Source organism: Bacillus sp. FSL K6-0268, from assembly GCF_038005425.1.
GTDB classification, from domain to species: Bacteria; Bacillota; Bacilli; order Bacillales; family Bacillaceae_G; genus Bacillus_A; species Bacillus_A thuringiensis_S.
On sequence record NZ_JBBOTF010000001.1, the window covers coordinates 2,240,293 to 2,261,266 of the forward strand.

Genomic DNA, 20,974 nt, shown 5'->3' on the forward strand with positions numbered 1-20,974 from the left:
CCTCTATTCCTCAATATTTACAACATGATTCCCATCAAAGAAGTATAAACATTTCTCTTTCACAGGATGTTGTAAGCTTTTCTCCAGCGCTTTTGCATATAACGAAAGCTGTACTTTATATCGATCTTCTAAAATTGGTTTTGCTTGTTCGAATCCGCCTGGGAATTTCCCTTCAATCGTATCTGTTTTGAAGTCAATTAACGTAATGCCGTCTTCCTCTTCAATCATGCAGTCGATAACCCCTTGGACAAGAATCGTTTCTTCACTCTTCCCTTGCCAATCTTGATATGCTTCTTCTGCTGCAAGCATCATCGTAAATGGCACTTCACGCTCAACACTTTTCGCCGCTAGTACCCTTTTACCTAAATCACTGTCAAAGAATGAAATTACTTTTTCAATCGCTATTTCTTCCGCCTGCTCGAATGTTAATAATTCCTTATTTACCATTCCAGCAATTTGCTCTTGCAGAACTTCAACCGTAATCGGCTTCTTCAAATCAACATGCTGCATAACGGCATGGACTGCTGTTCCACGCTCTGCGTACGTTAATCCTTTTTTCTCCATAAAGCGCGGACGTGTTTTAATTGGCGTACGTAGTTTTTTAATAAAGGCATTATCGCTACCTTCTTCAGATTGATAATTTCTCTTTATTTCTGTAACAGATTGCTTCGCACGATAAGATGTTGCATCCTCATATCCGTACTTCCACATTAATCTGTCGTACACTTCTTCTTTCCGTTCACTTTGCAGGGGAACAGCCTTTTTCTCACGAAGCGCTTCTAACAATTCTTGTTTCTCTTCTTGAACTGGCTCTGGTGCAAGTAGCGTGTTACCGTCCACAACTTCTACTTTCCAGTTCGTGTCATACCCGTAAATTTCATCTGGAATACTTCCTTGTCCTAATTCAAGAAGCATTTCACTATCACGGTGTCTATATAATGAAGGTGCAATCCAGTCTAAATAACAAGACGCTCCGGCACGTATGTGATCCGGTAATAACCATTCACTATGTTCCCTCGCATCAAGCCATTTTTCCATCTCCTTATTTGCATCCTTAACTGTTCCGATTAAAATTAACTTCTCTTTCGCACGCGTCAACGCTACGTATAGTACGCGCATTTCTTCCGCAATTAATTCCATTTTCATTTTACGTTTAATCGCAAGCTGTGATAATGTCGTGTATTTAATTCGTTTACGCGGATCGATAAATTGCGAACCGAAACCGAAATCTTTATGGAGTAAGAAACGTTTCATTAAGTCTTGTGTATTAAAACGACGGCCGAGTCCAGCTACAAATACAACCGGGAACTCTAGCCCTTTACTTTTATGGATCGTCATGATGCGAACAACGTCTTCTTGTTCACCGAGGGCCCTCGCCGTCCCCATATCATCACCGCGTTCTAAAATACGTTCAATAAAACGTAAGAAGCGGAATAATCCTCTAAATGATGTTGCTTCATATTGTCTTGCACGGTCATATAGTACGCGTAAGTTTGCCTGCCTTTGCTTTCCAGCTGGTAAACCGCCAACGAAGTCGTAATAACCTGTCTCGCCGTACACTTTCCAAATTAAATCAGAAAGTGATTGTTGACGTGCAAATTCACGCCATCCTTGCAGTAAGTTATAAAACCACTCTAGTTTTTCATGAAGTTCTTGTTCCTCTTCAAGCGGTGCACCTTTTAAGAATGAGCTCATTACTTCATAAAACGACCCTTTCTTTCCGTGAGCACGAAGCGTCGCAAGGTCTTCATCGTTTAATCCAACGATTGGGGAACGAAGTACAGCTGCAAGCGGGATATCTTGCATCGGATTATCAATAACGCGGAATACGTTCATCATAATATTTACTTCCGTTGCTTCAAAATAACCAGTCGCAAGGTCAGCATATACCGGAATTCCTTGCAATTTTAACTCTTCCATAATTTGCGGCGCCCACGGCATGGAGCGAAGTAAAATAACGAAGTCGCGGTATTGTACAGGACGCATACTATCCGTTTTACGGTCATACACTTCATAACCGGAATCAACCATCGCTTTAATGCGCTGCGCCATAAGGCGAGCTTCAAGCTGTGCTTTTTCGACTTCTGCACCTTCTTCACCGTCTATTACTTCTTCTTCCGTTTGCTGAATACAGAGTAATTCTGCCGCTACATCTTCACCTTCTGGATAGGTAGCACCTAGTTTTAATTCAGCGTCAGCATCGTAGTCAATCTCTCCAACTTCTTCGCCCATAATTTGTTTGAAAATGAAGTTCGTACCTGCTAGTACTTCATGACGACTACGGAAGTTTTTCGCTAAGTCAATCTTCATTCCGCCGCCCAATCCTTCTTGTGTGAAGCGTTTATACTTTCCTAGGAATAGTCCTGGTTCAGCTAGTCGGAAACGATAAATCGACTGCTTTACGTCACCAACCATGAACAAGTTTCCTTCACTCTCAGAATCTTTCGTTACGAATTTAATAATGGATTCCTGTACAAAGTTCGTATCTTGATATTCATCGACTAATACTTCAGTAAATTTATTACGATATTGGAGCGCCACTGCTGACGGATTCATTTCACCATTTTCACTTTGTTCACTTAAAATTTGTAAACAGAAATGCTCTAAATCTGTGAAATCGACCATTCCTTTATCTCGCTTCATCGCTTGGAAACGCTCTGTAAATACTTTTACAAGTTGAACAAGCTTTTCTAATACTGGGTGCATATCTTGAAAATCTCGTAAGAAACTTTCAGGTTTGCGGCTAAATAACTCTTCTTGTAATTTCTTTACTTCATCTTTCGCTTTATTACGAAGAGAGTCTACTTGTTTTACAACATCTTCATTGTAATCACTTTTCTTAATACGCTTTAACGTTTGCCACGATACGTTTTGCATCGCTTCATACACGCTTGTCCACGACTCACGAGCAGCTGATGATAACGTTCCAAGTAATGCTACATCTGCTTGCAGGGTTTCAACGCGAGGCGCTGGACCGTCAGGAAGCATTGCGAGTTCAGTTGCCTTACGAATATGCTGTTCCGCTGTTTCAAGCTGGAATTTCACATCTTCTAATAAATAAGAAGCATATACTAAATCTTCAATTGTCTTTCCTTCTACGTCATATGCTTCTACTAATTTATCAAGCCATTTTTCCGGATTTGGATGCGCTCTTGACTCTGTATGAAGCGCTAAAATCATACGTTGTAAGTCATCATCACTACGGTCACTCGTATAACGATCAACAAGTTCAAAGAAGATTGTATTATCTTCGATTCCGTACTCTTCTTCTAATATGTCATCTAGCACTTCTTCTTTTAACAATTCATTTTCTGTTTGATTCGCAATACGGAAACGAGGATCAACATCCAGCATGTAGTAATATCCTCTAATTACTTGTAAACAGAATGAGTGAATTGTTGAAATGGAAGCTTTATTTAATAGGCTCAGTTGCTTTCTTACATGCTGAGAGCCTGGTTCATCAATTAATACCTTTTCTAACGCTTCCCCAATTCGATTTTTCATCTCTTGCGCTGCTGCATTTGTAAATGTTACAACGAGCAGGCGGTCGACATCGACTGGATTCTCTTCATTAATAATCTTTTTAATAATACGTTCAACTAATACTGCTGTTTTACCTGATCCAGCTGCAGCCGCAACTAAAATATCACGTCCGTTCGCTACAACAGCTTTCCACTGGTCATCTGTCCATTGACTACCTTCTGGTTTTTTAGGCCAATTTTCTATCATTCTCCGCCAACCTCCTCTCTTATTTTCTCCATCGCTTCACTATCTTTCATATCTTTTAACGTACGGAATTGATTATCTTCAAGTGACTCATCAAATTGACAAACAGATTTGAAGTTACAGAACGTGCACGCTGCTTTATTTCCCATTTTATAAGGAGCAATATCGATAACACCTTCTGTAATATCTTTTCCGATATTTTCAAACGTATGGTGTACATATTTTTGCAGTACGTTAAACTCTTGCTCACTTGCAATACTTGAACGCGCACTAAAGCTACCGTCTTTTTTCAGGCCAGCAGAAATAATATCTGAACTCCCTGTTGAAAGTTTGTTATCCATTAAACGAACAACGTCAGCATCTCCTAATACGAGTCCTTTCATTTTAAATTTCTTTAAAATTTCTTTTTCAATTTCGGCTTCAGATGCGTCACCTTTCATTTCAACAATTGGATTATGGATATGAAAATACAATACACCCGCTGGTGATGCTGCTTGGCCTTTTTTCATCCACGTCTGTGCATTCGAAGTAACAACATCTAAATACGTTAACATTTGAAGTGCTAATCCGTAATACACTTCTGTTAAATCTAACGCTTTTGAACTTGATTTATAATCAATAATACGTAAGAACGTCCCGTTCTCATCTTCTGCCTTATCAACACGGTCAATACGGCCGACTACTTCCATCTTCACACCATTTGGTAGTGAGAATTCCATCGGCGGAAGTGATCCTGTACCGCCCATACCGAATGGCACTTCTAAATCAACTGGTACGAATCCGCTCGACTTCGCATGTTCACGAAGAATGATTGACGTACGGAAAATGATTTGTTGTAGTTTTTGTTTTAAATAGAAATGACGGTTTGAACTTAATAAAATTTGTCGTTGTAATAACGGTGCGATTTCTTCTATTACTAAGACAGAAAGATGCTCACACTCTTTTATAGATAAATCCGCCCAAGTGCGGTTTTCACGCAATAACTTATCCGCAATTTTCTTTAATGCCGCATGGAATAATTCACCGATGTCTGGTGCATCAAGCTTGAAAATATCACGCTCTCTAAGTGATAAACCGTGCTGTGCAAAATGAGCGTATGCACAACGATTAAATAGTTCCATACGAGAGACGCTTCCTTTAATTATATCTCCATATAAATCTCTACTTACTGCTGTACTTAGTTTCTTCGCACGATTTCGATAGAATAAACTTGATAAGACGCGGCTACTTTTTTGTTTCCATTCATCTGAAGTTACGTAGAAGTTGTATACGTCCCACCAAAAGTCTAAATTCCCTTCAAATCCGTATCGCTTCCACGTTTGTAGTTGCTGCATAACGTAAGATAACGTTACTTCTGGCGTTGCCACGTATGAAATTTGTTCTGAACGTGATAAATCATTTACGTCATTCGTAATAAATGAATCTTTCACATTAGGGAACATTCTTTTTATTTTCTTAATAAAGCTAGACGCAAGTAACGTCTTTCCTTCTTCATCTGCAAGCGGGCATGAAATGTATAACCTCTCAGACGCTCTCGTTACCATTTGATACATAACGAACTGTTCTTCTAACAAAGTTTGTCTCGTCGTTGGCGCTAATTCAATCCCTGCCGCACCAAGAACTTCTCTTTCCTCATCAGAAAGCATACCTTCATCCATAGGTGCTGCTGGAATGCCCCCCTCATTTACACCTATAATAAACGTTGCTTTCACGTCAGATAACCTGGAGTGATCAATATTAGCAATTAACACTTGGTCTAATGACGGCGGAATGTTAGCAAATTGAAGTGCCTCAAGACCTGTCGACATAACGTCCGTAAACATAGAAAGAGACATTTTCTCTTCACCAAGCATCTCTACAAATGTATCAAGAAGACTCATTACTTCTTCCCATACTTGTTCATGATCTGTCGCAAATAAGAAATCTCCACTTTCTTCTGCACGTATACGTAATTCTTCTAGCTTCTTCGGAACATCCAGTTCTTCTAAAAATAAGTAAACTGCTTCACACATTTGCATAACTGTTCCTGCACGCTTTAACCTTTTTTGCATGCGAATAACAGGTGTTCTTACAACGTCACGTAACCTATTTATTTTCTCTTCCATTTCACGTTCACTGTCTGTAATCATCCCGTTCGTATCATCAAGAGAACGATAACGGCGATACATCCATGGATCCTCTGAAGTCCACCTCTTTCCTTGTACACCGTACGCTAAACAGTAATTTTCAAATTCATCCATTTCTTCACGCATCGTTTCTTTTCTTACGTCTAATGGATATAAAAGCTCTGTTTTCACGCAGCGGAACACCGCATCATAACGCCAATTCCCACTAATAATCTCGAGTGCAGAACGAATACATTCTACTAATGGGTGGTGTGACATCGGACGCTTTTCATCGATGAAGTGCGGGATATTGTAATCTGGAAATAACGTGCGCATCACATCGTAATAACTTTCCCCATTACGAAGAAGCACTGCAATATCTCGGTAACGATATTTTTCATTCGCAACAAGTTTACGAATTTCACGAGCAACACCTTCTACCTCCGCTCGTAAATTCGCAGCTGTGCTAATCGTTACACTCGCTTCACCGTTAAATTTTTCATTTGGACGCGCTTCATAATGAGCTTCTAAATGCGCTAATGCTGGAGAATGAAAACGCGGCTGTTCCATAAGTGGAATTGTTTTTTCAATTTCTATTTTCTCTTCACGCGCTACTTGTTTGATTTTTTCATACGTTAACGTCGTTTCATAAAATAAATCGAGTTCATTTACTGGCTGTGCTAACGTTTTTTCATCTATCGTTAACGTGATCGTAACTCTCGCTCCGCAAATCATAAGCTGTCTTACAATCTCTAACTCTTGCGGGGAGAATGAATGAAATCCATCTATATAAATTTCCGCACCATTTACATATTCAGACTGCGGAAGCTTTTCCACTAGCAATTGCAGGTAGTCTTCTGAATCTAAATATTTTCCAATTAAAGCACGTTCAAAATCATCGTATAATAGCTGTAAATCATACACTTTATTCGCTAGTAACTTTTGTTCGGCACTGCTACTATGCGCATCCAATTGTTGCCACATTTCATATACGTTAGATGGCGTTACATTGTAACGTTTAAACTCTGCAATCATACTGCCAAGATGTTCAAAGAAACCGTTTTGCTCCGCTGCTTTTTGGAACACCGATAATCCATCTTTACGAGACTCTACAATTTTACGGAGTAACATATGTACACCCGCTTCATCAATATGAAGACGACTCGCTCCGCCAACTTCTTGTAGTACCTTCCACGCTAATCGTGAAAAACTAAAAACTTGTGCCCGAATAGAACCTCTTACATCCTCACTTCCAATTAACGCCTGCTGCGTCTGGAATGTCATCTGTTCTGGCACAAGATATAATATTGTTTTCCCTCTCGGGCGTTGTTTTAACTCTTCTTGCACTTCGCGTAAACAAAGTGTACTTTTTCCACTTCCCGCTCTACCAATCACAAATCGAAGTGACATGTAACCCCACCTTTCACTTACATAACGAACGTTAGTTTGCTACTATAATTGTATTATAGTACACGAAAAAAGACAAACTGAGTTGTTTGTCTTTTCTATACTTCTATCTATTATATCAACCTTTTGAAAAATTCGTTTGCACCTCTTGAATTGGCCAATATCGCAAATCAACTTTACCGACGACTGTATCAGCTTTTACAAAGCCAAAGTGTCTACTATCCCAGCTCCCGAGCCGGTTATCACCTACTACAAAAATAAACCCGGGTGGCACCAGCTTTTCTTTCGTTAACTCTTCTAATTTAAAGTCGCCTGTTAGTTGCCTTCCATTTATCTCTTTCTTATATTTCTCTAGATACGGCTCATCAATAAATTGTCCATTTATATATAACTTATCATGCTTATATTCAATATGATCTCCAGGTAAACCGATAATTCGCTTTACATAGTCCTCTTTTTTATTCGCATGAAACACCACAACGTCAAATCTGTTCAAGTCCCCAACTTGATAACTCACCTTATTTACAACGAGCATATTACCATCTTGCAATGTCGGCATCATTGACTTCCCCTCTACAACATACGTTGAGAAGAAAAACGTTCGAAAAAATACAGCTAATAATACACCAATTAAAATTGTTCGTATCCACTCTATGCCTTCTTTTTTCAAAGTTTTCTTCATCCGCTTCTCCCCTTATCCTTTAATACTGAAGCTTTCCTTTACAAAGAAGACTATTCTTAATGTAGTTCTAACTTTACTTCAATTTTCTTACCGACATACCATAAAATAAAAATACCAATCGCTACAATGACTGATTTCACCGGATTATGAATAAATGACATTAAATCATGACCGATATACGTTAAAATAAAAATCATCACAAGTTTTCCGAATGCTAACGCTAGCCCAAACTGTTTTACACTAATTCGTGATAAACCAGCGACAACATTTATTAGCGCTGACGGTGTAAACGGAAAACAAAATATAACAAAAATCGGTGCGAATCCTTTCCTTTCAATCCACCCCATTGCTTTTCTTACTCTCTCATGCTTATTTACAAACGAAAAGAAACGACTGCGACCAAAATGGCGGATGATGAAAAAGACAAGTAATGCACCCATTACTGATCCAAGCCATGAATAAAGAAAACCGAGCCAAAAGCCAAATGCAACAGCATTCGCCAGTACAAATACAATAAGCGGTAATGCTGGAATCAACGCCTCTATCATCGGTAAACCAATACCAAGAAGTGGTCCGAACGCTTTATAACTCTCAACAATATGATCCATATTTTCTGGTGAAAAATACTCTTTGATTGTCTGAAAATCCATTCTACACTTTACCCCTTTACTCTAAATACTATCCCTACTGTATCATTGCTTATATGAAAGAGGAAATGGTAGATACGACATATGGAGATGTATTTATTAAAGTTTCCATATCTTTCATAAGAATTCCTTCATTATTTAGCTATGATAATCTATCAATATTCGACAGGAAATGTCGTTCGTTTTGTTATTTAGGTGGTTTTCCGGTATTTTTATCGGTAAATGAAATTACAACTCGGTTTTTCTAACACATCTCTTTATCTATAAAGATTGATAAAATGAAGTTTTAATCAACCCTCACCAATCCGGCTTTTACAGGCAGCAGGGCCCCCACCTAACTTCTTTGCTTTCGCTGAATTTTGATGTGTGCGTCTTACTGCCCGGTAAATAGCGGATAAACAAAAAAAGAATGGGGATGATTCCCCCATCCTTTCACACTTCGCCTTCCTTCACAAAATACACTCTCTCATAAGCAGGTCTTAATGTTGATTCCTCTTTTTTATCAATCTCTTTAAAACAAGGGCTCCCTTGTTTTTTCCTACGATCTTCATATTCAGTACGCAATTTCGCTGTACGATTTTGTTGATTTTCAAAACTAGTTTTTGATATTTCTAATTTCACAGCAAAGCCATTTATAAACCTAATAATAAGATTTCCATCTTTTAATTCTTTATTACCTTCAATATAAAAATGAGACAACCAAGCGCACTCTTTTCTAGAGTAAGAATAGGTAGGGAAAAAATAAAGTTGATCTGTAGGACTAATCGCAATCGGTGCTTTATGTGTAATATGAGTTAATTCTTTCGTTCCTTCTTTTCTGCCTAAGAAACTAGAACCATGCTTTCGGCAACTTCTTTCTATAATATCTAGTGGTTTTTGAAATACGAAAAAAGAATCATTCATTTCAACGACTCGCGTAACAATTTTCTTTTCACTTAGAATAACAGGAAGTAAGGCCATCGTATTTTTCGTTACAACATAATTTTCGACATAGCGTTCCACTTTACTTTCCATACTCTATTATCTCCTTTTTTCCATTTATATTAGCAGCTGCATATATAATTTTAGCACCTATGAAAAGAAAACGGATTGCACATTCTACTATTTTACATTAATTTATTATTTATCAAACATTCTTCAAATTTCAAAATAAATATATAAAAATAACAAGATGGCATTGTGCACAAAAAAGCATTTATACTGCTATAAATATTTGAAATCACTTCCTCATTTCACATCATTACAACAATTAACGTAACTACTCAGCTTCCTCACGGAGGCTTTTTTCATTTACTAGTCTGATATGTACTTTTTGTGTGAATACTAGATATATCAGACAAGGAGGTGGTATTTATGTTGAAAAAACAAGAAATTCTAGCTGTCTATCAAAAGGGACCTCAAGCTATTTACGATTTTGTTCATCAATTAGAAAGTCAAATACAGAATTTAAAAGAGCGTATAGAAGAATTAGAAAATCGTTCAAAAAAAAACTCTACAAATAGTCATAAACCACCCTCTACAGATGGTTTTCGTAAGCCTATTACAAAAAGTTTGCGAAAATCATCCCAGCGTCAAACCGGTGGCCAGTTGGGCCACAAAGGACATACACTTCATTTGACAACGACTCCTGACAATATGATTACCTATTCTCCTACGCATTGTATTTGTTGTCACACGTCCTTAAAACATGAACCTGTAAAAGGATACCGCATTCGCCAAGTGTATGATTTACCACCTATCCTGATAGAAGTCACAGAACATAAAGTGGAACAAAAAGAGTGCCCACATTGCCATTCTATCCAAGAATCCCAGTTTCCCTCTACTGTCTCTCGTCCTGTTCAATATGGTCCAAATATAAAAACACTGATTCCTTATTTAACACATTATCAATGCCTTTCTTTGAAACGAACAAAAGAATTCTTTCAAGATTGTTTTGGACATTCGATAAGCGAAGGGACGTTAGTCAATCATACCCATGCTTTTTCTGCTCAATTGCGGCCGTTTCTCGAAGAAGTAAAAGAACAGATTCTGCAGTCTTCTGTTGTCCATTTTGATGAAACCGGTATGCGAGTAGAAAATAAAACACAATGGTTACATACTGCGAGTACACCGGAGGGTTCTTTCCCGTATTAGTTGAAATTGATATAATGACATATAAAATAGGGAAAAGGTATGGGGGATATTCGATGGAAAATATTTTAAGTGTATTAGATTCTAACATTCAATATGTAAAACATGAATTTATCGACGATCAAATTGTTTTTCAAGCTAAAACAAAATATATAAAAGCTATATGCCCATATTGTATGATGGAATCAGACAAAGTACATTCAAAATACTATCGAGTTTTTCAAGATCTTCCTGTTTCAAATTTTGAAACCCTTATTCATCTAGAGCTGCCTAAATTTTTTTGTATAAACGCTAGCTGCTCTTATACGACTTTTAGCATGCCACTTCCTTATATCGAGCCGAAGGCACGCAAAACAAAGCGTTTACAAAAGGAAATTTTGGCTCTTTCTTTAGAAATGAGTTCGATTAACTCTGCTAAAAGGCTCCATCAACAGAAAATTAAAATTAGTAAAAGCACCATTTGCCGTTGGATTAAAAAAAAGAAATCATAATCGATAAAAGTAATATTACCAAGGTCTGTATTGATGATTTCGCTATTAAAAAAGGGCATCGATATGGAACGATTATGGTAAATATTGAAACGCATAAAATCGTCGATTTAATCCCTTCTAGGGATTTAGAAGATGTGACTGTCTGGTTGAAAACATTTCCCCATCTAGAAATCGTTTCTAGAGACGGTTCTGTCACTTTTCGAAATGCAATTACAGCGGCACACCCTACAGCTATTCAAGTTAATGACCGCTTTCATTTAGTAAAAAACGTAATGGATTATATAAAAAAATATTTTCAACGATTACTACCTACTTCTATACAAATTAATAGCCCATTAGTGGACGAAATAAATCCAGCTTACTCTTTGCTTACCAGAAAAGAAAAAATTGTGATCGCGCAAAAATTACAGAAAAAAAAGATACCTATTTCTAGGATTGCAAAAGAATTAGCAATGGACATTCGTACGCTTCAAAAGTATATTCATCTGCCTAAACATCAATTGTCTACTCTTTTCATGACTAAATTTGAAAGGGAAAGATTTGAAAACATACAACGAAAAAAGCAGATAATCAAACAGGTGAAAAAACTTCATTCCGAAGGAATGAGTATCAGAAAAATTGCTGTATACGTACATTTAGATCGACGAACGGTACGAAGGTATATAAAGGAAAATTTACGAACAATCAGTGTACAAACCCGTTCTGGTCGAACTACAAAAATCAATTCTTATTTGGAGCACATGATTACATATATGCAAAAAGGATACTCCTCAAAGAAAATTCATGATCATTTAGTTTTGCAAGGATACACAGGCAGTGTTTCTACAACTCGTTACCATATCCGATTGCTCAAGAAGCAACAGAACATCAAGAAACCATTTTTTCATTCTATTCCTAGACAAAAAATTATTAGATTGATCTTTAATCCAGCAGGGGATCCTGCATTGAAGAGTCAACAGATAGAAGAAATTTTTGAGCTTTATCCATCTGTTCAGGAATTGTTAACTTTGCTATACCAGTTTCAAACTATACTGGCAGAAAAACAGTATGAAAAATTGTCTGAATGGATACTTAAAGCAGAAAAACTTTCTATTCCAGAAGTAGACTCCTTCCTACATGGAATAAAACGAGATTTTGAGTCTGTACTCCATGCTTGTAAATATCCCTATAGTAATGGTTTAGCGGAAGGCAGTGTGAATAAAACAAAGCTCATCAAACGGATTATGTATGGCAGGAATAATTTTGATATTTTGCGAAAAAAGATTCTATTACGAGAGTTCAACTAATACGGGAAAGAACCCACCGGAGGTGACATTTCAACATATTCATGAAAAACGCGGAAAAGAAGCGATGGATGCAGGTGAAATCTTGCCTTCTTTTTCTGGAATTGCTATGCATGATGGGTGGAAACCGTATGATGTGTATACAGATTGTCGTCATGTTTTATGTAATGCCCATCTCTTGCGAGATTTGCAAGGGATTATAGATAGTACCGGAGAAACATGGGCACAACAAATGAAAGAATTCCTTACACAAGCTTTGACAATAAAAAAGCAATACAAGGGAAATATTCCAGAAATAGAGAAAAAGAATCTGTTTGCCGCATACCAGGCCATATTGAAAGGCAAACAGGTGCCTTCTGCAGAACAAAAAAAGAAAAGAAAACAGACGCCTTCTCAAAATTTATGGAATCGCTTTGCTAAGTATGCGGACAGAATTCTAGCGTTCTTAGAAAGTCCAGATATTCCATTTGATAACAATCAAGCGGAGCGAGATATTCGGATGACGAAAGTCAAACAAAAAGTGTCTGGGACGTTTCGAAGTAAGGAAGGTGCAGAATCATTTTGCCACATACGTAGTTTTATGAGCACCATGAAAAAACAAAATCAATCAGTATTACAAGCGATAAGTCAGGTGTTAAAAACCGGAACGGTTCCTTGGAATACCACTCTTTCGTAAGAGAATGTTTCTATTTCATATAGATTCTTTCTCTTATCGGAGTGTGTTCTTTTTCATGTTTTCGAACAGGAAACATGTATTTGGCATGCTTTTTTGTTTAACTAAGCTGAGTAGTTACCAATTAACTTTGTTATAATTAAAATGTAAATCCAATATATGGAGGGCCACTATGGAAGAAAAAGAGATCCAACCATCGATTCAAATGAAAAATAGTAGCGTCATTATCGTGAAAAATTCAGCTAGTATTATATTCGGTTTATTTTTTATTCTGCTATTCTTTGCCAAACCGTTTCGTAAATCAAAATGTACAGAATGTAAAAAACGTGAGAAGAAAAACGTAGCGAAAAAAGAGTAAAAGGCCTTCCTTTTTGGAAAGCCTTTTTACATTTGTAGTATCATTTTATTTATTCTTCTTCACCCTTAGAAAAACAACTATATTTTCTTCCAAGGTTCTCTACATCTTTTTTGATTTGTAATATGATCCTTATATAAAACATGAGAAAGAGTATTTGTACTTGTTACCCGCTTTAAATTTTTACTAAAAAATTTAAATTTGTACATCTTTTTCCATCACTAACAATTCGTCAATTAATTAACTTTGTAATATAAGTTTTGTATATAATGTCATTCAAAAACACAATATATATAAGTAGCTATTTATAATTACATTGCTTTTTATCGAATTCTAAAAAGGAGTTGTATACTATGGATAAAGAAAATCTATTAAGTCAGCAGGTTAATAGCATCCCCTCAGATGCTCTGAATACTCCTAGCAAGGAACAAGAACAACTGTTAGAAACATCATCTCAAAACGTACAAAATTCCAATAACAATACTAACAAAAAAGATGAGACTCAAGGTCTATCTGGAAAAGATTCCCCTATTTCAATAAAGAATACAAACTTATAGTTATTTACTATCATACGCAGCAAATGCTCTTGCTGAACTAATTCTTATACAGAAACTAATACGCATTCCCGATAATTTTTTACCAGTTGTAACATAGAAAAAGAGATTTAGATATAAAAACAGGCTCTGAAAAAAATTTCTGCACAACCTAAAAAAAAAGGATGGCATTAGCCATCCTTTTTTCCATCATCAACTATAAAATTATAGTTTGATTACGTTTTTAGCTTGAGGTCCACGGTTACCGTCTTCGATTTCGAAGCTAACTTTTTGACCTTCTTCTAAAGATTTGAAACCGTCAGTTTCGATTGCTGAGAAGTGTACGAATACGTCGTTTTCGCCTGGAACTTCGATGAAACCGAAACCTTTTTCGTTGTTAAACCATTTTACTTGTCCTGTTACTGCCATAATTATTTCCTCCTAAGAAAATACAAATTTTAAATTTTTTAGTCTTCCTGTCTAAAAAAAGAATCCACACATTATCAAATACGAAACATAAACTAGTTCTCACATACTTTTTCTCGTTCGTTTTCAGCACTTGATAACATATGGATTGCTTAATTTAACTATTCAACTGACATCATCATAGCACATTAAAATAAAATGTACAATCTTTTTCTAAAATGGAATTTCTAATTTTTAGTATTTCTTATAAAATATAATTATCTCTATTCCAAATAAGGAGGAATTTATGAACAACAAAATTCCTAGAAAAACATTAAAAAGAATCGAAGAGGATATTGAAAATAATAATCTTGGAAAAGCAAGAGACAGATTGCACGGCCTCATCTTTACATACCCAAATGAATTACATCTTCGAAAACAACTCGGAGATATTTATTATAATATCCAGAAATGGCTGGACGTTACTGGTATCTAGAGGAGCATAAAACAGATATTATGCATGAATCATGTTTATTATTTGAGAAATCAATGGGAAATAACCCTCATCATATTGCACGCGCTTTAAAGTTTAAAGGCGATTCTAACCATATAAAAGCTTTGTATAAAGATCAACCTTTATCTTCAGTGCAGAAGAAAGTAGCAGAGGAGTTAATTTATGAGTATAAAGAAACATGGCAAGATAAGCTAGTTCCTTTTGGCTGTCTAGCATTCCTTGCTTGCCTTCTCTTTTCTGCCATTGTTGGTCTATTCACTATTTGGAATTGGATTTTTTAATTATAGGGGGAATTTTTACATGTCAAACTACGATAACGAAGAAAAGCTAACAGGCGGAAACGTTTCGAACGTATATCGTTCTGAAAATACTGTTCGTCGAGAGTTAAAGCCAGATAGCGCAAAAATCCATAAGCTATTACAACACTTAGAAAACAAAGGATTTCATTATACTCCAAAGTTTTTAGGTGTAGATGAAGAAGATAGAGAGGTTTTATCCTTTATTGAAGGAGAAGCTGGGAATTATCCTTTAAAAGAATATATGCGATCTAATGATGTATTAAAAGGAATCGCAAAGATGCTCCGCCTTTACCATGATGCTGTAAGTGATTTTCCGTTATTAGATGATTGGAAACCGATGGATCACACGCCAAATAACATTGAGGTTTTATGCCACAATGATTTTGCCATATATAACATTATTTTTAATAATGAGAAGCCAGTAGGGATTATTGATTTCGATGTTGCTGCTCCTGGTCCAAGACTATGGGATATCGCTTATACACTTTATACTTGTGTGCCTTTAAGTAGAGTGTATTATACAGAATCTGGTGAAGCCATTCATTATGAATCATCGCAACATGCAGATCGTATTAAAGAGAGAGTGAAATTATTCGTTCAGTCCTATGGTAAAAATATGGATGAAGATTACTTAGGAATGGTGTTGCTACGATTAGAAGGGTTATGTACATATATGAAACGAAAAGCGCAAGAAGGCGACTTGAATTTCCAAAGAATGATTGATGAAGGACATCTAGAGCATTATGAGAAAGATATGAAGTTTATTCGTAATCATAGGGCTGAGTGGCGTTGATTTAGTAATAAAGAAAAGTTAGTATCGTTTTTTGCCGATAAATTGATATCTCTTTTCGAATCGTTCACAAAATAACAAGGGGCCCCCTTCAAACAGGTGCCCCTTCCTTTTATTTCGTAAACTGTGCTTCTTCTGTAGATCCTTTTAACGCTGTCGTTGATGAAGTTCCGCCTGTAATCACTTGTGCAACTTCATCAAAGTAACCTGTTCCTACTTCGCGTTGATGACGTGTTGCAGAGTAGCCGTGTTTTTCTGCTGCAAATTCAGCTTGTTGTAGTTCAGAGTATGCTGCCATGCCGCGCTCTTTATAGCCACGTGCTAGTTCAAACATACCGTAATTTAATGAATGGAATCCAGCAAGTGTTACGAATTGGAACTTATAACCGTAAGATGCGATTTCCTTTTGGAAGCTCGCAATTGTTTTTTCATCTAGTTTTTGTTTCCAGTTGAATGAAGGTGAACAGTTATATGCAAGTAACTTTCCTGGATGCTCCTTATGAATTGCGTCCGCAAATCGTTTTGCATCTTCTAAATTTGGTTCCGACGTTTCACACCAAACGAGGTCTGCATACGGTGCATACGCTAAACCGCGCGCAATCGCTTGATCAAGACCTGCATTCGTACGGTAAAATCCTTCTGGTGTTCTTTCTCCTGTAATAAATGCTTTATCAACAGGATCGATATCGCTCGTAATTAAATCAGCTGCATCTGCATCTGTTCTTGCAACGATAATTGTTGGCACTCCCATTACATCTGCTGCAAGACGTGCAGAAATTAAATTACGTACCGCTGTTTGCGTTGGTAGTAGTACTTTTCCACCTAAATGGCCACATTTTTTCTCTGAAGATAATTGATCTTCAAAATGCACACCTGATGCACCTGCTTCAATCATACCTTTCATCAGTTCGAATACGTTTAATTGTCCACCAAATCCAGCTTCTGCATCTGCTACAATCGGTACGAAATAGTCTGTATCATCGCTTCCTTCCATATGTTGAATTTGATCCGCACGTTGAAGTGTTTGATTAATTCGTTTCACTACAGCAGGTACGCTGTTCGCTGGATATAAACTTTGGTCTGGATACATATGTCCAGAAAGGTTTGCATCAGCTGCCACTTGCCAACCACTTAAGTAAATCGCTTTTAACCCAGCTTTTACTTGTTGCATCGCTTGATTTCCTGTTAATGCGCCAAGTGCGTTAATATAGTCTTCTGTATGAAGCGATGTCCAAAGCTTCTCAGCACCGCGGCGCGCTAATGTATGTTCAATATCAATTGATCCGCGCAGGCGAATTACATCTTCTGCCGAATATGGACGTGTGATCCCTTTCCAACGCTCATCTAATTCCCAGCTTTCTTGTAATTTCTCGATTCTTTCGTTTTTCATTTATTCCATCCCCTTTTCATTTTTTATAAAATTTCATAACCTGGTAATGTTAAAAATGGTACGAATTCATCATTTCGAACGAGATTTGTAAACAACATTGTCGCCTCTTGGAATCTCCCTTTCTTAAAGGCTTCCTTACCAATCTCTCTTTCTATTTTTGCTAATTCTTCTTCTTTTAGCTCTTCCATTAATTCAAGCGTAATATTACGACCATCATTTAGTTTTCCACCTTCATGACGAATCCATTGCCATACTTGTGCTCTTGAAATTTCAGCAGTTGCCGCATCTTCCATTAAGTTATAAATGGGTGCTGCTCCCCGTCCGCTTAACCAAGATGCAATATATTGAATACCTACGCTAATATTCATGCGAAGGCCCTCTTCTGTAATCGTTCCCACCGGTACCTCTAGTAAATCGTTTTCTGTTACACATATTTCTTCACGTTTTCTGAAAATTTGATTTGGTGTTTTCATAATGTGATTAAATACTTCCATTGCAACCGGTACAAGTCCAGGGTGAGCAACCCAAGTCCCGTCATGACCGTCTAAAGCTTCGCGCTCCTTATCAGCACGCACTTTTTCAAAAGCTGCTTCATTCGCTTCTGGATTATTTTTAATCGGAATTTGTGCCGCCATTCCTCCAATTGCTGGTGCATTACGGCGGTGACACGTTTGAATTACTTTCAAAGAATACGAACGCATAAATGGCGCTGTCATCGTGACTTGTGCTCTATCTGGTAGTAAGAATTTATTATGATTACGGAAACTCTTTAAAAAGCTAAAAATATAATCCCATCTTCCACAGTTTAAGCCAGCAGAATGATCTTTTAGCTCATACAAAATTTCATCCATTTCAAACGAAGCGTGAATCGTTTCCAGTAACACAGTTGCTTTAATCGTTCCATTTGGAATGCCGATATATTTTTGAGCAAATACGAATACATCATTCCATAATCTCGCTTCTAAATAACTTTCCATTTTCGGTAAGTAAAAGTATGGGCCGCTCCCTTTTGCTAAAAGAGCTTTCGCATTATGGAAAAAGTACAAGCCGAAATCTACTAAGCTACCTGACATATTTTCCCCATCAACTTGCATATGCTTTTCCTCTAAATGCCATCCTCTTGGACGTACAATGAGTACAGCTGTTTTCTCATTTAATCTATATTCTTTCCCTTTATCATTTTCATGTGAAATCGTTCCCTTTACTGCATCTCGTAAGTTGATTTGACCTTCCACTGCATTTTCCCAAGTTGGTGAATTCGAATCTTCAAAATCCGCCATAAAAAGATGCGCTCCTGAATTTAAAGCGTTAATGACCATCTTTCTATCTACCGGTCCAGTAATCTCTACGCGGCGATCCTCTAAGTCTTTTGGCAGCTTGGCAATTGTCCAATCCGCTTCACGTATGTGTTTTGTTTCTTCTAGAAACTTCGGAAACTCCCCTGCATCAATTCTCTTTTGTTTTTCTACACGTTTTTGTAAAAGTTCTATGCGGCGCTCATTAAAATTCTCATGTAGTTCCTTCAAAAAACTAAGCACCTCAGGTGTCAATATTTCGTTGTACGCTGGTAACATTTCTCCAACGAGTGTAACCCGTGAAGTTTGCGTCGACATATTAGCATCCCCTTCTTAAACTGTTTTATAACAGATTTGATTTCATGTTTTATATTATATAACAAATCTTCAGAAAAGGAAGTTTTTTTTGAAAATTCACTTCATTTTTTTTCAAAACGCCATTCTTTCGCGCTTTATTTCATACAAAAAAGGCCGCTGTTATACAACAACGACCTTTTTGTATTATTTTTAAATTTCACTTTGACTAGTTAAACTTTATTACTGCCCTTGTTCCATATCATGCAATATTGCTCTATGTAAAAACTGTGCGTATTGTTCTCTCGTTACCTTCATAGACGGACCAAATTTACCTTCTCCGATTCCCATTGTAATACCATTTGTTTGTACTGCACTAATTGCATTCGTTGCCCATGAATTTGCTGAAACATCATTAAAGTTATGAGATCCCTTTGCCTGTAAGTCAAAAGCATTCGTAAGAACTTGTGCCATTTCCGCACGCGTTAACGTCGCCTTCGGTCTAAAGTTTCCATTCTCGTCTCCCTGGAAAATTCCCATTTCCGTTAAAGCCAATATTTCCTCGATAAAGCTTGTTGAATTTTCATCGATATCTCCATATGGGGTTTCATATTCATCTTGTTCTTCCATATCAAACACACGGTAAATTAAAGCTGCAACTTGCTCACGTGTTACATTATCCCCAAAACCGAATATTCCATCGCCATATCCCAAAATAATTTCTTGTTCCGCTAAATCATGAATCGCCTCATATGCCCAATGCCCTTTTGGTACATCTTTAAATACAATTGTATTTGTTTTTTGCAACGGTGCACTTTCCGCTTTTACATTGTTACTCTCTGCTGAGAATAACACCCCACCCATAATTGTTAATGCTGTAGCTGTTTTTAATAATTTTTTGCTCATTACATTTCCTCCCCAATATGTATATGTTTTTTCAAATATACATAACAAATAGTATAGTAACAATATATTTTCCGACACATTTCGTGACGGTTTTGTGAATCATATTACACATCATGTCTTTTTTATGGGGTTGATTATAAAGCTTATGTATAACATTAAAAATACATAAAAACGAATAATAATTCTTTTTTAAACAAACAAAAAAGCACAAATATTTCTATTTGTGCTTTCATATTTCACTCTATCTCCAATCCTCTTTCAAATGATAATTAATAATCGCATTATTAATAAATTGAGCATATTGTTCTCTAGGTACAGGGCGATTTAATTCATACATGCCATTCCCAGTTCCTCTTACAACATTATTAGATTGTAGCGCACTAATTGCATCTTCTGCCCAGTGGCCTTTTGGAATATCTTTAAATGTATGTTTTTGCTTCGTTTCAAAAGTAAATGCTCGTTTTAAAATGACAGCCATTTCCGCTCTAGAGACTGGTGCTTTCGGCCTAAAGTTCCCTTGCCCATCCCCTGTAAAAACACCACGTTTTGTTAACGCCAAAATTTCCTTTTTAAAAGTTGTTGTACTATCAGAAATATCTTTATACGGATTCGCTACTGATCCTTCTTCTTTCATTTCAAGTGTTCTGTAAATAATACCAGCTACTTGTTCACGTGTTGTAAGATCACCAACACCATACTTCCCGTTTCCATACCCTAATATAATTTTATGATATGCTAAATCCATAATAGCGTCATATGCCCAAAACCCGTATGGAACATCTTCAAACACAATCATTTGTGGATACTCTTCCGCTTTTACAGGCGTCACATTCGTCCCTGCAAATATCCCTCCTGCCATTGTCGCAATCATCATTACACCCAATATTTTTTTCTTCATCGTCCTCTCTCCCTATTTCATTCAAATAAAATGAACTTCATTGTTTCAGGAGTACTATTTTTTGGTGAATGTAAGATAAAATGCAAATCTTCTAGAAGAAATATTTCCACTACCTTTCTGCTTTATGCCTCCTTCTTCCTTTTTCAAAAAG

The 20,974-nt window shown here is 36.8% G+C and carries 15 protein-coding genes and 3 pseudogenes; 8 read left to right on the plus strand and 10 right to left on the minus strand.

From position 1 onward, the window contains the following. Positions 1–3: 3 nt before the first annotated feature. The 5 genes from addA to MHI28_RS11550 all read right to left on the minus strand — a co-directional run bounded on the left by addA (position 4) and on the right by MHI28_RS11550 (position 9,581). Positions 4–3,729: a helicase-exonuclease AddAB subunit AddA gene (addA, locus tag MHI28_RS11530; protein WP_000572304.1), complete on the minus strand. Its 3,726-nt coding sequence runs from the start codon at positions 3,727–3,729 to the stop codon at positions 4–6. Next, positions 3,726–7,241, minus strand: coding sequence for a helicase-exonuclease AddAB subunit AddB (gene addB, locus MHI28_RS11535; protein ID WP_340827971.1), 3,516 nt, complete (start codon positions 7,239–7,241; stop codon positions 3,726–3,728). Before addB ends, addA begins: the two co-directional genes overlap by 4 nt. 115 nt (positions 7,242–7,356) lie before the next feature. Then, on the minus strand, positions 7,357–7,920 hold the full coding sequence (lepB, locus tag MHI28_RS11540) for a signal peptidase I (RefSeq protein WP_000751896.1): 564 nt from the start codon (positions 7,918–7,920) through the stop codon (positions 7,357–7,359). 56 nt (positions 7,921–7,976) lie between these two features. After that, positions 7,977–8,570: a TVP38/TMEM64 family protein gene (locus MHI28_RS11545; RefSeq protein ID WP_000347517.1), complete on the minus strand. Its 594-nt coding sequence runs from the start codon at positions 8,568–8,570 to the stop codon at positions 7,977–7,979. A 429-nt stretch (positions 8,571–8,999) separates the two neighbouring features. Further along, positions 9,000–9,581: a competence protein ComK gene (locus tag MHI28_RS11550; protein ID WP_000444446.1), complete on the minus strand. Its 582-nt coding sequence runs from the start codon at positions 9,579–9,581 to the stop codon at positions 9,000–9,002. A 339-nt stretch (positions 9,582–9,920) separates the two neighbouring features. Here MHI28_RS11550 and MHI28_RS11555 point away from each other — a divergent pair. From MHI28_RS11555 to MHI28_RS11580, 6 genes and pseudogenes are all read left to right on the plus strand, one after another. Then, positions 9,921–10,682: pseudogene (locus MHI28_RS11555) on the plus strand (DUF6444 domain-containing protein); the annotation flags it as partial. Positions 10,683–10,753: 71 nt separating this feature from the next. Continuing rightward, complete coding sequence (locus MHI28_RS11560) at positions 10,754–11,188, plus strand: transposase family protein (RefSeq protein ID WP_075717486.1); 435 nt, start codon at positions 10,754–10,756, stop codon at positions 11,186–11,188. A 14-nt stretch (positions 11,189–11,202) separates the two neighbouring features. Beyond that, a complete protein-coding gene (locus MHI28_RS11565; protein ID WP_269800728.1) occupies positions 11,203–12,474 on the plus strand; it encodes an ISL3 family transposase in 1,272 nt (423 codons plus the stop codon). Between the two features lie 16 nt (positions 12,475–12,490). Next, a pseudogene (gene tnpC / locus MHI28_RS11570) lies at positions 12,491–13,147 on the plus strand (IS66 family transposase); the annotation flags it as partial. A 169-nt stretch (positions 13,148–13,316) separates the two neighbouring features. Beyond that, positions 13,317–13,502, plus strand: a complete 186-nt coding sequence (locus MHI28_RS11575; RefSeq protein WP_000391375.1) for a hypothetical protein — start codon at positions 13,317–13,319, stop codon at positions 13,500–13,502. A 350-nt stretch (positions 13,503–13,852) separates the two neighbouring features. Beyond that, positions 13,853–14,056 (plus strand): hypothetical protein, encoded by a 204-nt coding sequence (locus MHI28_RS11580; protein ID WP_000356915.1) that lies wholly within the window; start codon positions 13,853–13,855, stop codon positions 14,054–14,056. Between the two features lie 201 nt (positions 14,057–14,257). Here the strand turns inward: MHI28_RS11580 and cspA are convergent, their stop codons facing one another. Further along, positions 14,258–14,461: an RNA chaperone/antiterminator CspA gene (gene cspA, locus MHI28_RS11585; RefSeq protein WP_000301518.1), complete on the minus strand. Its 204-nt coding sequence runs from the start codon at positions 14,459–14,461 to the stop codon at positions 14,258–14,260. 283 nt (positions 14,462–14,744) lie between these two features. Here cspA and MHI28_RS11590 point away from each other — a divergent pair. Both MHI28_RS11590 and MHI28_RS11595 read left to right on the plus strand, forming a co-directional pair. Further along, positions 14,745–15,232, plus strand: a pseudogene (locus tag MHI28_RS11590) (DUF6584 family protein). 19 nt (positions 15,233–15,251) lie between these two features. Further along, positions 15,252–16,043, plus strand: coding sequence for a phosphotransferase (locus MHI28_RS11595; protein WP_000073811.1), 792 nt, complete (start codon positions 15,252–15,254; stop codon positions 16,041–16,043). A gap of 109 nt (positions 16,044–16,152) precedes the next feature. Here MHI28_RS11595 and aceA read toward each other — a convergent pair whose 3' ends face one another. The 4 genes from aceA to MHI28_RS11615 form a co-directional block, all read right to left on the minus strand. Beyond that, complete coding sequence (gene aceA, locus MHI28_RS11600; RefSeq protein ID WP_000787346.1) at positions 16,153–17,430, minus strand: isocitrate lyase; 1,278 nt, start codon at positions 17,428–17,430, stop codon at positions 16,153–16,155. A 23-nt stretch (positions 17,431–17,453) separates the two neighbouring features. Beyond that, positions 17,454–19,043: a malate synthase A gene (gene aceB, locus MHI28_RS11605; protein ID WP_000107342.1), complete on the minus strand. Its 1,590-nt coding sequence runs from the start codon at positions 19,041–19,043 to the stop codon at positions 17,454–17,456. Positions 19,044–19,262: 219 nt separating this feature from the next. Next, positions 19,263–19,925, minus strand: a complete 663-nt coding sequence (locus MHI28_RS11610; protein ID WP_340827974.1) for an S-layer homology domain-containing protein — start codon at positions 19,923–19,925, stop codon at positions 19,263–19,265. Between the two features lie 241 nt (positions 19,926–20,166). Continuing rightward, positions 20,167–20,823, minus strand: coding sequence for an S-layer homology domain-containing protein (locus tag MHI28_RS11615; RefSeq protein ID WP_000727105.1), 657 nt, complete (start codon positions 20,821–20,823; stop codon positions 20,167–20,169). Between the last annotated feature and the right edge of the window lie 151 nt (positions 20,824–20,974).